Source organism: Fusibacter ferrireducens, assembly GCF_015352425.1.
In the GTDB taxonomy this organism is placed as follows: domain Bacteria; phylum Bacillota; class Clostridia; order Peptostreptococcales; family Acidaminobacteraceae; genus Fusibacter_A; species Fusibacter_A ferrireducens.
Map to the genome: position 1 here is coordinate 86,197 of NZ_JADKNH010000001.1, position 12,543 is coordinate 98,739.

Consider the following 12,543-nt stretch of genomic DNA (forward strand, 5'->3'; position numbering starts at 1 on the left):
ATCCCTATAGATTATAGTACATTTTGTACTCTTCTGGATGTGGTAGCTGTGCGATTTTCATATGGTCTGCTCTTATTTTTTTGATTTGATTTTGGATGATATTTTTTGTAAATACGCCGGATTTGAGCAAGAATTCATAATCGTTTTCAAGGGCATCAGCGGCTTCTAGGAGATTTGTCGGGAGGCCTCTAACAAGCTTTTTTTTATCTTCGTCAAGTGTATAGAGATTTATGTCATAAGGGCCAAAACCTTCGGCGGTTGGGTCTATTTTATTTTCAATGCCATCGATGACGGCCATTAGTATTGCGGAGTATGCAAAGTAGGGATTACATGTGGCATCAGGTGATCTGATTTCAAATCTTTTTTCATGAGGTTCTGTAGCATATCCCGGAATTCTTATGACAGCACTTCTGTTGGCAGTGCCAAAACAAATGCTCACAGGTGCTTCAAAACCTGGAATGAGTCTCTTGTATGAATTGGTGCTTGGATTGGTAAAAGGCATAATTGCAGGCGCATGTTTCAGAAGGCCACCAATGGCGTGCAGTGCCATCTGACTAAGTCCTGAGTATCCAGCTTCATCATAAAAAAGAGGTTTGCCTTCTTTAAAGAGGTGAATATGAACATGTAAGCCACTGCCGCATTCACCGCTAAAGGGTTTTGGCATAAAGGTGATCGTTTTGCCGTAATGTTCTGCGTAGGCCCTGAGTATGGATTTTAATTTTAAAGATCGATCTGACATCTCTACAATATCGCCGTGAACGACTTCGATTTCTACTTGACCTGGGCCGCCATTTTCACCATGATGATATTTGACGGGGATATCATTTGCTTCAAGACATAGCGTGACGAGATCTCTAAAATCTGAGTTGACATCAAATGGTTTATCAAGGTGATATCCGTTGTGATCTCGAATAGCTAAGCCCTTATTATTTTCTTTGCTGGAAGAATTCCAAATGCCTTGCCTAGAGTCAATTTTAACTTCCATGTGATTGACTTCGGTTGTAACAGAGACTTCATCTAAAATATAGAATTCAAATTCAGGACCGAGAAGGGCCGTATCTGCAATACCTGAATCCACTAAAAGTTTTTTTGCTTTCTCAACGACATACCTTGGATCATCATCAAAACGAACGCGACCGTTGTGCACGGTATAGATGTTGCCAATCATCGTCAACGTGGGAATCGCTTGAAAGGGTGCAACAAAGGCACTTGTAATGTCTGGGATAAACACCATATCCGATTTTTCGACGGTTAAAATTCCGTAACTGGAACCATCGAAACCGATGCCGTTTTTCAAAATCGTTTCATCGAACCGTGATGCAGGAATGGATAGATGATGCCATCTTCCGAACATATCTGTGATTTTAAAATCTAGAATTTTGATTTGGTTTTCTTCAATATACTGTTTCGCCTCTAGATAAGTATTAAACATATGTCGCCTCCAAAAATTTTTTGAGATCATGCGCTATTATGAGATCATGCGCTACTATGGAAAAAGAATGATCTGTATTTTATAAACGCAAATGACATGCCAAATATCAAGTTGCTCTTTTTCAACGTTTGTGATATTTTAAGAGTGAGATTAATGGGATGATAAATAATTTAAATGGGATATTTCCCGATAAAGTGATGATTTTATGATAGCAGGTGTCGGATAGGAAGTGTTTATTACATAAGAAAGTGCAGGTGGATAGGAATCATGAAAAAGAAAATTGCCGTTTTAGCGATTGACGACCCCATTGGGAATTACTTCATAGAAGAACTTAAAAATATATTTGAAAATACAATTGATGTGGATTATTACACTCCGAATATGGTGAATAAACCCTATATTTCAAATGTGGATCTCATTCTCTATACAGACCCAAGCATCCTGATTGAGATTATAGATAATATTAAATGCAACGCCCCAATATTGATGATGAAGCGGACAATTTCTAAGGAAATTATAGATGCACTTAGGCTCATCGAAGGCGGTAAAAGTGCTTATGTGGTCAACATCAACAGTTTTATGGCCAATGAAACATTGGCGACCCTCTATAGATTGGGCATTAAGAATTTAAAGCTGTATCCGTATTATGAGGGCGTGGTCAACCCCAAAGTAGTGGATTATATTATCACACCCAATGAGTTTGCATGTATTAAAAACCTCAGTGGTGAAGTCATCAACATTGGCAATAGACTCTTTGATACTTCCACAATTCTTGATATTATTGCATATCTCAATATAGAGCGTAAATTTGCAGAAAAGGTGATTAAAAAGTATGCCTCTAGAGTCCCCACGTATTGGCGAGGACTTAAGAATACACTATACGATAAGAAAATGCTGTTGGGTCAACTTGAGGTTTTACTCAATGAATTTGACAATGGTATTATTCTTTGTGATGAAAAGGGCTTAATTCAACTTTCTAATTTGAAGGCTTCTGAAATCTTTGGGCTTGAAAAGGAATACCTCGAAGAGGAGCAACTGAATCAATTGGTCAGTAGAAATAAAGAACTGGCTATTTTGGAGAGTCCAGAAGAAGTCAATGGTGAAATGGTTAAGTTTAATAACAAGCATTTGATCATAAGTGTTAAAAAAGTAATCTATGATGAGGTCTATTTTGGCAGACTCATTATTTTAAAGTACTATAATGAATTGCTCAGGGAACAAAATCAATTGCATAAAAAACTCGTTGGCAAAGGGTATTATTCAAAATACAATTTTGAGGATATTCTAGGCAATCACAGCAAACTGGTGGCAGCGATTGAAATCAGTAAAAAAGTCGCAAACTCCTCTTCTGCTGTACTTTTAATTGGTGAAAGTGGCACGGGGAAGGAACTCTTCGCCGGAGCGATTCACAACTATTCTGAAAGGAAAAATAAACCCTTCATTGCCATCAACTGTGCGACGCTCCCAAGCAACCTCCTTGAATCAGAACTCTTCGGTTATGAAGAGGGCTCATTTACAGGTGCTTTAAAGGGTGGTAAAATGGGCGTCTTTGAAAAGGCCAGTGGCGGAACGCTTTTTTTAGATGAAATCGGTGAAATCCCCCTTGAATTACAAGCAAGACTTTTAAGGGCACTAGAAGAAAAGGTGATCATGAAGGTGGGGGGCGATTCCATCATAAGTGTGAATGTCAGGATCATTGCAGCATCCAACAGAGACCTTGAAGTTATGGTGAACGAGAGGACTTTTAGAGATGACTTGTATTATCGTTTAAATGTCTTTCAAATCAACTTACCACCGCTTAGAGCACATAAAACAGACATTAACTTGCTCATAGAGCACTTTTTTGAAACCTTTAATGATCATAGAAGCATAGACGAACAATTTATGGCGTTTTGTCAAAACTATGATTGGCCCGGCAATGTCAGAGAACTTAGAAATGTCATTGAATACATGCTAAAGATCGACGATGGCAAATTTGTGGTTGAAAATCTGCCAGCTTCACAGAAAAAGCGAATGGGTCTAAAATTTCAATCCAAGGAGGATAAAGCAAAATTTGTGCTTGAAATTTTGAGGGATCTATCCCAAAACGGTCTTGCTACAGGTCGAAGATCCATACATGAGGCCTTTTGTAAACGCTATTATAAGATCTCGGAGAGTGAGATCAGAGAGATTCTTAAACAATTAGCGGATGATGGGGTGATTGAAATCTTTCCGGGGAGGAAAGGGTGTCGGTTGAAATCTTCGTCGTAAATCGTAAATAACACATGAGTCAATTTTTGATATTACATTATATCTTATATCGTTTTCATAAAAATCTCTATTTTCAATGATAGTGGTAAGCTTTAACCTCCACTATCCCATTGAAAAGCAGAGATTTTTTTTTTAAAACAACAAGATTTGAGCCAAAAGCTGTGAAGAGGAATGTCCAACCTCAAACAGCGTCAGCGAAAATCGATTTGAGGCATCGGGAGATGACACAAATGTTGTTCTATGCAACAAGATTTGAGCCAAAAGCGGCGTCAGCGAAAATCGATCTAATGCAATCTTAGTTTGGCCCCAATGCAGTTGAGGTCAAATGACCTCGAATTTCTCAATGAAAGTTAATATAATTTTCATATATCTATAATACACAATGGAGTAAGTGAATTGGATGAACAAATTATACGAGGAGGGAAGAACATGAAAGCAATTAAAATGATATTTTTACTTGCGTTAATTTTGGGGGTGTTTGTTGGTTGTCAGGCTAAGGATGAGGTGAATGAAGCTGTAAAAAGCGAAGATACGGCCCGAAATGCTTTTAAGGTAGCTATGGTAACGAACAGTGGCGGTGTCAATGACAAAGGATTCAATGAGTCCGCATGGAATGGACTCCAAAGAACTCAAAGCGAATTGGGATTTGAAGTTGGATATATCGAGTCTCAGCTCGAATCAGATTTTCTAACGAACTTAGAGACATTGTACGAGCAAGGCAATGATATGATTTGGGGCATTGGTTATTTTATGGAAGATGTTTTGATGGAAGCAGCGGAGAGAAATCCTGATCAAATGTATGGTGGCATTGACATCTATTTTCCTAATCCGCCAGAAAACTTGGTGGGTGTACAGTTTAAAGAATATGAAGCCGCTTTCTTAGTGGGTTATATTGCAGGCAAAATGACTGAAACCGACAAAGTGGGGTTTGTCGGCGGTATGGAAATACCACCCGTTTTGCGTTATCAATATGGTTTTATGTCAGGCGTAAAAAAGGCAAATCCTGATTGTGAAATAAAAGTCCAGTATGCGAATAATTTTTTGGATGTTGCCTTGGGCAAAACAATCGCAAATCAAATGTACCAAAATGATATCGATATTATTTTCCCTGCTGCAGGTGCAACGGGTACGGGATGTATTGAGTCCGCTAAAGACAATGACAAATATATCATTGGCGTGGATTTAGATCAGTATGAACTTGCGCCTGACAATATCATCACTTCTGCAATGAAAAATGTGGATCAAGCTATATTTACAATTTCTAATGAGTTTACAAAAAGTGGAGAATATGCTTCTGGAAATGTTGCCTTTGGTTTGAAGGAGGGAGCTGTGGGGATCTCGCCAAACTCAGATAAACATGTGCCACAAGAAATATTGGATGAAGTGAATCAAATAAAGGAAGACATCATTTCAGGTGCTCTTTCTATTCCTGAGAATAAAGAAGCGTATGATGCGCTTTATAATCAATAATTAATTTTCTAATGGTATTAACGGAGGCAGTAATGAATGATAAGGAGAATAACAATTATGTACTTGAATTGCTTGATATCCATAAAAGCTATGGTTCAAAAGTCGTAAATGACAATATAACCATGCGTTTAAAAAAAAATGAAATCCACGCATTGTTGGGTGAAAATGGCGCGGGAAAAACGACTTTAATGAACATAGCCTATGGATTAGTCTGTCCCGATTCAGGAAAAATAAAAGTAAATGGGACAACATTAGTTTTGGAAAATTCATCTGCTGCAATAAAAAATGGCATCGGCATGGTGCATCAACATTTTATGTTGATCGATTCGTTTACAGTATTAGAAAATATTGTTTTGGGCCGAGAGTGTAAAAAACAGGGGGTCTTTACGGATCTCCAAAAATCAAAAATCGAAATTCAAGCGCTTCTTGAGCAATATAACTTTGAGATTGACTTAGAGGCCAAAGTAAAAGATATTTCAGTGGGCATGCAACAGAAGGTCGAGATTGTTAAAATGTTGTATAGAGGCGCTAAAATATTGATTTTAGATGAGCCTACAGCAGTTCTAACACCAAAGGAAATTGATGACTTGTTAGTCGTATTAAAAGGTTTGTCAGAAAGCGGTCACTCCATTATAATCATTACGCATAAATTGAAGGAAATAAAAAAATCTGCACAGAGGTGTACCATAATAAAGCATGGCAAATTAGTTGCTACAGTGGATGTGAAAGAAACGGATGAAGATCAACTGGCTTCTATGATGGTGGGTAGAAAAGTAGAATTCAGTGTTGAAAAACGAGCGCATCATTTTTCTAAAACATTATTCAAAGTGGACAAATTATGTGTAAATGACTATAGGGGCATTAGGGCTGTTAATAACGTTAGCTTTGACATAAGAGAAGGTGAAATTTTAGGGATTGCAGGGGTTGACGGGAATGGTCAATCTGAACTTGTCGAAGCCATTGCAGGGATAAGAAAAATTGAAAGTGGGCATTTTTTTATAGAAGGGAATAATATAACTCATAAAAAGCCTAGAGAAATAATAGATTCTGGCGTATCCACAATACCAGAAGATAGACAAAAAATGGGGTTGATTCTCCCCTTTAATTTAGCGTTTAACTTGATCCTTCACAAGTATGCTATCAGACCGTTTTCTAAGTTTGGTTTTCTCAATTTTGAAAGCATACGCAAACAGGCTTCAAGTAGGTTAAAAGCTTTTGATGTTCGCCCAGATGATCCGAATTATTTAGCAAGTGCATTGTCTGGGGGAAATCAACAAAAATTGATTATTGCAAGAGCATTATTTGACAATCCAAAGCTGCTCATAGCCTGTCAGCCCACCAGAGGTCTCGACGTCGGCGCTATTGAGTATATTCATAAAATGATTATAGAACATCGTAATAAAGGACGCTCAATACTGTTGGTATCGCATGAATTGGACGAAATTATAGATTTATCGGATAGAGTCTTGGTATTTTATGAGGGCAAAATCGTTGGCATGCTCGAGGGCAAAGCTATTGAAGAAAGAAAAATTGGATTACTCATGGCAGGGGGGGAATAAAATGCTCAGTAAGATCACCAAGTTCAAGTCCATATTCTTAATTGTGACTTCCATCGTTTTGGGTTTAGTTATAGGAAGCATTATTTTACTCCTTGCGCACTACAATCCATTACAAGTTTATTCTACTTTATTTGTAGGGATTTTTGCAAAACCCAAATATATATTGTGGACACTGCTTAAGGCCACGCCGATTATTATGACGGGCTTATCCGTTGCGTTTGCCTTTAGAATTGGGATGTTCAATATAGGCGCTGAAGGTCAGTACATGATCGGCGCATTGTTAGCCGTAATTTGTGGATACTATCTGGATTTAAACAGCAGTATTCATCCGATCATTATAATCATTATTGCTATGCTGGGTGCTGGTATATTTGGCGGCATAGCTGGATACCTTAAAATTAAATTTGATCTTAATGAAGTTATTTCTACCATTATGCTGAATTGGATTGCATTTTATTTCTATAATTATATGATTGACACGCCTTTTCTAAATAAAGGGATGAATGTCTCTCATAAAATTAAGGCATCTGCAAAACTCACCATAATTTCATCGAATGATTTTTTGGAAAAGACGAACACTTTTTTATATGACTTAGAAAAAGTTAAATTCCATTGGGGCTTTTTTATCGCCATTATATTGGCGGTTATATGCTGGATCATATTAGAAAAGACCACTTTGGAGTTTCAAATGAAAGCAGTGGGCCTCAATCCAAATGCTTCTGAACATGCGGGCATAGATATCAAACGCAATAAAATACTGGGCATGTTCATTGCTGGTGCCTTGGCTGGTGCTGGTGGTGCGATTCAAGTATTAGGCGTTAATTTTGGGATTACAACATTAGCTGCGATGCAAGGTCTTGGTTTTGAAGGCATTGCTGTGGCCTTGGTTGCCAATAGTTCTCCTATTGGATGTATTTTTTCAGGATTGCTCTTTGGAGGCTTGCGTTATGGTGCAACCAAGATTCAAGTACCGCCTATCAGTGCACCATCGGAAATAATCAATGTGATCATTGGAATGATTGTTCTATTCATAGCTGTGCCAAAAATCATTGAGGTGCTTATTAGAAACAGAGGTGAACAATATGATAAATAGTATCGCTTTTTTAATTGGTGCGACGTTAATGTATTCAACGCCAATATTATTTACGGCATTGGGTGGACTGATATCAGAAAAGTCAGGGATTGTAAATATTGGGCTTGAAGGCATGATGGTAGCAGGTGCTTTTTCGGCAGCAGCAGTTACGACGATTACTGGGAATCCATGGTTTGGGTTAATGGCAGGCAGCTTAACATCAGGCACTATTGCATTTGTACATGGATTGTTATCCGTCTACCTTGGTGCAAATCAAATTGTGTCGGGTGTCGCTATAAATTTTCTTGGACCTGCGATTTCGCTATTTATGTGTAAACAATTGTTTAACGGATCAACCAATACGCCCACTATAGACACGTCAGAAAAGCTACCCAAATTGTTTGCAAATATATTTACAGAGGGGTCCTTTCTAGATTTTGTTTTTCATCAAGATATTACAGTATATTTAGCACTTTTTTTAGTCCTTGTAATTGGGGTTTTTTTGAACAAAACGATTATTGGTTTGAGAATTAAATCTGTTGGAGAGCACCCGAAAGCTTCAGAAACTTTAGGCATTAATGTCTATCATCTCAGAGTTATGGCCTCTACTATTTCAGGCGCTATTGTTGGTATAGGGGGTGCATCCATGAGTATCGCATTGTCTTCGCATTTTTCACCAACTCTAATTGCAGGGCAGGGTTTTATTGCACTTGCAGCGGTTATTTTTGGTAAATGGAAAGTAACAGGCGTTTTGAATGCGTGTTTACTTTTTGGCTTTACACAATCACTTGTCATATTCATAGGTGGAACAGATCTTGAATTTCCAAGCAAGATTTTGTCCATGTTGCCCTATTTTGTAACCATAATCACATTAATTATATTCAAAAGCAAATCAAGTGCGCCGAAAGCGTTGGGTATACCCTACGAAAGATAAAATTAAAAGTATGAAATAAACTAGAATTACCATGGAGGTATTAGAATGAGAAAATTTATAATCGACACAGATACAGCATCTGATGATGCCGTTGCACTGATTATGGCTTTAAGAGAAAAAGAGGTAAAAGTAGAGGCGATAACCGTGGTTGCAGGCAATGTGCCCATAGATGTCGCTGTGAAAAATGCACTTATTTCGGTTGAAATGGCGAACACTTATAAACCACCTGTCTTTAAAGGGATTGCTAAACCGATATTGAGAGAACTGGTAGATTCGGAATATGTGCATGGCAGTGATGGTATGGGTGAAATGAATCTGCCAGACCCTACAATTCAAATTGAACAAGAACATGCAGTAGATGCGATGATCCGCATGATTGAAGCGCATGATGATCAAGAATTGGAACTGATTACACTGGGTCCTTTGACGAATCTGGCAGTTGCCTATGTAAAAGCGCCTGAGATTTTGAAGAAATTAAAAAGAGTGACGATTATGGGCGGTGCAGGACTGAAGTCAGGCAATATTACGCCTGTTGCAGAATTTAACATTTACGTTGATCCTGAAGCGGCCCAAATTGTGGCGGCATCAGGGTTGCCCTTATATTTTGTCGGCTGGGATGCGAGTATGGGGGAGTCGTTTTTAAATCTGGATGATTTAGAATTTTTAAACAATTCTGGATCAGAAACAGCGAAGTTCTGCGTGAGGTGTAATAAGTCACTACAGACATTTAATTTAGAGCGCTTAAATCACCAGGGTTTCGATTTGCCAGACCCTGCAACCGTGGCGGCTGCCTTCTATCCTGAAATTGTAGAAAATTATGATGCATACTGTTATGTGGAATATAAAAGCGAAATGAATAGTGGACAACTTGTCATCGATTATTTGTCAATTCTAAACGAACCACCAAACGCCACCTTTTGTGGTGTGTTAAATGGGGCAGCTTTTAAGCAAAAATTATTTGAACTGATCATAGATTGATTCAATTCATTGAAAAATAGCTCTTTTATGAAACCGATTAAATCAGCACTGAATCCCTCAAATTGATATTGAACAATTCAAACTTTGCAGTGCAAAATAGCTTATGTACTGCAAAGTTTTATAAGATAAAGCTTAATTTGGGTATACGAAACATGAGTTGAATCCTTATATTTTTTAACTTAAAATGGAATGGGGTGAATCATTTGATTGAATTAAAGGCATTATTGGGTAATTGTCCAAAGTATATAGCGGATCAATTTATTACGGAAGAGGTCGAAGAAGGTATCGTTTTAATGGAGCAAGGTTCTAGAGCCAGACAAGTCATCTTTCTCATAGAGGGCAGAGTCAATATTTATAGGCTAGCGCTTAATGGCATAAACATGCTCGAGTACGAGTACGGCAACTATGAGATGATCGGTGAAGTAGAAGCCCTTAATGGTATGGAAATACTATCCAACGTTGTTACTGTTAGAAAATGCAAAATAGTTCGAATTGATAATGAATTATTCAGAGAATGGATAAATGTCGATCGCGCGTTTAATGATTATGTGTTAAAACAACTAGCAGATAAACTCTACGAAGCTTGCCTTAACACAGAGATCAATATGGCATATCCGATGAAGTATAAAGTACTGTATTATTTATTAACACAGGCAAAAAAAGGTCATAAATATATACCAAAAGATGAATTGGTGGCTGCCATCGCTGGAAGGCTTCGCAGCACCAACAGAGTCTTAAGTGATTTGGCAGAAGAGGATATGATCGAATTGGATGTCGGTATGATCAAAATTGTCGACTTAGCAGCGATCCAAAATCAGATGAAGGCTTTCGAGAATAAGTCGTGAAAGTGATGCTTTGATCAATAGAGCTGTTTTTTAATAAAATTGGACTTAACAAATATGCCATTGTGCGCTATAATAACAATATAATAATGAATAGAGGTTCGCTAATGGCTCAAGTTTTAAAAGAAGAAATCAAGAATAGAATTATTGAATCAGGAATCAATTGCTTTATGGCAAACGGGTTTCAAAAGACGACGATGAAAGAAATATCCGAAGACTCGGGCATATCTGTGGGCAATCTATACCGTTATTTTCCCAATAAGAGAAGTTTGTACGATGAAATCATTAAACCATTCTATTTGGGGATCGAACTGATGACCAAAGAAGTGCATGCCACCATTGAACAGGAAGAAAAACCAGACATTGATTTCCTAACGTCTAGAGCCTATAAGAGGTTGTTTGAGTTGTTTCAAAATCAGAGGCGGATTGCAGGGATTGTCATAAGAGATCCGGGTAGTCTTGAATTTCATGAAACGATGAGTACTTTTATCAATATGTTATCTGCCAGTCTTAAAGTTTCTTTTGAAATGTACACTCAGAAGCAGATGCATGATGAAATATTCTACAGAGCTTTTGCCAATTCAATTGTTTATGGCTTTATTTCCATAGTGGCCAGTGTGCCAGAGGCAAAACTAAATGAGTCGCTTGAAAACTTTATCAAATTTTCTTTTGGTATGATTAAAGAGCGTTATATGAGTCTGTTTGATAAATAGATTCTTTTTTTTAAGACAATAGCGAATTGAAATTCATTATACGAATTCAATTGAAATATATCATACAAACAGGAGGCATATATGTCGAAAAAAAATAGAGTGATTTTAACGCTTATAATTTTAGGGGCTTTGGGTTTGACTGTCTTCAAAGTAACATGCCAAGTGGATGCCCCAATAGTTGTGGTCAAACCAGTGACGGTGAAAAAATTGGCAATGACGAATTATGATGTCAGTTTAAATTATGTGGGGCGGGTTGAATCTTCAAGTCTGAAAAAATTAAGCTTTAAAAGCACGGGTAAAGTTGAAAGCATTAAAGTTGCTGTGGGTGATCGCGTGAATGCAGGGGATCAGCTGATGATACTTGATCAGGAAGATCTTATTTTCGCGAAAAACGCAGCAGAAAATCAAATGAAGGTCGCACTGGCTCAATATGAGAAGGTTCTAAAAGGGACGTCTTCTGAGGAACTAAAGAATGCCAAAAGCAATGTGGAAAAGGCACAAGAAATCTATAATGATGCTCAAAAACAGCTGGATCACGGCAAGTTGCTCTATGAATCAGGTGGCATTTCAAAAGATGCGCTAGATCAGTTGACACTGAACTTAAATCTTCAAGCAAAGAATTTAGACCAAGCAGAACAACTCTATCAAAAGGCAAAACGAGGTGCTGAACCTGAAGATGTTGCAATGGCGCAGGCCAATTACTTAATGGCAAAGACAGATTTTGAATCCAAGCAATCCCTACTGGAGGATGCTGTTCTAAGGGCACCGGTCTCTGGAACGATTGTTTCAATTTTGTATGAAGCGGATGAAACGGTTCCCGCAGGGTATCCCGCTGTTGTCATTCGAGAAGACAGTCAGATTATAAAAGTGGGTGTCACAGGTGAAGATCTTAAAAAAATCAAGTTAGGTCAAGAATTTCTATGTACAGATTTGGCATTGAAAGGCTCGATTACAAGGCTTGCAGAGGTGCCCGACGCTTCAACACATCTTTATGAAATTGAAGCGACACTAAAAAACAGTGATTTATTGATTGGTGAAATTGTCGAATGCAGGCTTTTGATTGGTGAAGCATCCGGCGTCATAATTCCAATTGAAAGCATTCTCAATGATGGTGAAGATTTTGTGTTCTTGTATGAAGAAGGCTATGTGACCAGACAGGTTGTTCATAAATCGGAAATCATAGGCAACCAAATTTTAGTGAGCGGTCTAAACGCAGGTGATTTATTGATTTCCAAAAATATCAATCAATTGAAAGATGGCGAACTTGTAAGTCTAATGGAACAATAAGGGGAA

The 12,543-nt window shown here is 37.9% G+C and carries 10 protein-coding genes; 9 read left to right on the plus strand and 1 reads right to left on the minus strand.

From position 1 onward, the window contains the following. Positions 1-4: 4 nt before the first annotated feature. On the minus strand, positions 5-1,432 hold the full coding sequence (gene glnA / locus ISU02_RS00495) for a type I glutamate--ammonia ligase (RefSeq protein ID WP_194699818.1): 1,428 nt from the start codon (positions 1,430-1,432) through the stop codon (positions 5-7). 267 nt (positions 1,433-1,699) lie between these two features. Between glnA and ISU02_RS00500 the strand changes: the two genes are divergently transcribed. The 9 genes from ISU02_RS00500 (at position 1,700) to ISU02_RS00540 (ending at position 12,537) form a co-directional block, all read left to right on the plus strand. Further along, positions 1,700-3,682: a sigma-54 interaction domain-containing protein gene (locus ISU02_RS00500; protein WP_194699819.1), complete on the plus strand. Its 1,983-nt coding sequence runs from the start codon at positions 1,700-1,702 to the stop codon at positions 3,680-3,682. Positions 3,683-4,111: 429 nt separating this feature from the next. Then, positions 4,112-5,152, plus strand: a complete 1,041-nt coding sequence (locus tag ISU02_RS00505) for a BMP family lipoprotein (protein WP_194699820.1) — start codon at positions 4,112-4,114, stop codon at positions 5,150-5,152. A 32-nt stretch (positions 5,153-5,184) separates the two neighbouring features. Further along, positions 5,185-6,711 carry an ABC transporter ATP-binding protein gene (locus ISU02_RS00510; RefSeq protein WP_194699821.1) on the plus strand — a complete coding sequence of 509 codons (1,527 nt, stop codon included), beginning with the start codon at positions 5,185-5,187 and terminating at the stop codon, positions 6,709-6,711. 1 nt (position 6,712) lies between these two features. Next, positions 6,713-7,804 carry an ABC transporter permease gene (locus ISU02_RS00515; RefSeq protein WP_194700298.1) on the plus strand — a complete coding sequence of 364 codons (1,092 nt, stop codon included), beginning with the start codon at positions 6,713-6,715 and terminating at the stop codon, positions 7,802-7,804. After that, positions 7,794-8,717: an ABC transporter permease gene (locus ISU02_RS00520; protein WP_194699822.1), complete on the plus strand. Its 924-nt coding sequence runs from the start codon at positions 7,794-7,796 to the stop codon at positions 8,715-8,717. The genes ISU02_RS00515 and ISU02_RS00520 overlap by 11 nt, the downstream gene beginning before the upstream one ends. Before the next feature lie 45 nt (positions 8,718-8,762). Beyond that, entirely contained in the window at positions 8,763-9,695 is a 933-nt protein-coding gene (locus ISU02_RS00525) for a nucleoside hydrolase (protein WP_194699823.1), read from the plus strand. Positions 9,696-9,898: 203 nt separating this feature from the next. Then, positions 9,899-10,540 (plus strand): Crp/Fnr family transcriptional regulator, encoded by a 642-nt coding sequence (locus ISU02_RS00530; RefSeq protein WP_194699824.1) that lies wholly within the window; start codon positions 9,899-9,901, stop codon positions 10,538-10,540. A 104-nt stretch (positions 10,541-10,644) separates the two neighbouring features. Next, positions 10,645-11,250, plus strand: a complete 606-nt coding sequence (locus ISU02_RS00535; RefSeq protein WP_194699825.1) for a TetR/AcrR family transcriptional regulator — start codon at positions 10,645-10,647, stop codon at positions 11,248-11,250. Positions 11,251-11,331: 81 nt separating this feature from the next. Continuing rightward, on the plus strand, positions 11,332-12,537 hold the full coding sequence (locus tag ISU02_RS00540) for an efflux RND transporter periplasmic adaptor subunit (RefSeq protein WP_194699826.1): 1,206 nt from the start codon (positions 11,332-11,334) through the stop codon (positions 12,535-12,537). The last annotated feature ends 6 nt before the right edge of the window (positions 12,538-12,543 follow it).

Bases quoted from the DNA above. Each gene is read 5' to 3' on its own strand.
- glnA (WP_194699818.1), bottom strand. From the start codon at position 1,432: ATGTTTAATACTTATCTAGAGGCGAAACAGTATATTGAAGAAAACCAA.
- ISU02_RS00500 (WP_194699819.1), top strand. From the start codon at position 1,700: ATGAAAAAGAAAATTGCCGTTTTAGCGATTGACGACCCCATTGGGAAT.
- ISU02_RS00505 (WP_194699820.1), top strand. From the start codon at position 4,112: ATGAAAGCAATTAAAATGATATTTTTACTTGCGTTAATTTTGGGGGTG.
- ISU02_RS00510 (WP_194699821.1), top strand. From the start codon at position 5,185: ATGAATGATAAGGAGAATAACAATTATGTACTTGAATTGCTTGATATC.
- ISU02_RS00515 (WP_194700298.1), top strand. From the start codon at position 6,713: ATGCTCAGTAAGATCACCAAGTTCAAGTCCATATTCTTAATTGTGACT.
- ISU02_RS00520 (WP_194699822.1), top strand. From the start codon at position 7,794: ATGATAAATAGTATCGCTTTTTTAATTGGTGCGACGTTAATGTATTCA.
- ISU02_RS00525 (WP_194699823.1), top strand. From the start codon at position 8,763: ATGAGAAAATTTATAATCGACACAGATACAGCATCTGATGATGCCGTT.
- ISU02_RS00535 (WP_194699825.1), top strand. From the start codon at position 10,645: ATGGCTCAAGTTTTAAAAGAAGAAATCAAGAATAGAATTATTGAATCA.
- ISU02_RS00540 (WP_194699826.1), top strand. From the start codon at position 11,332: ATGTCGAAAAAAAATAGAGTGATTTTAACGCTTATAATTTTAGGGGCT.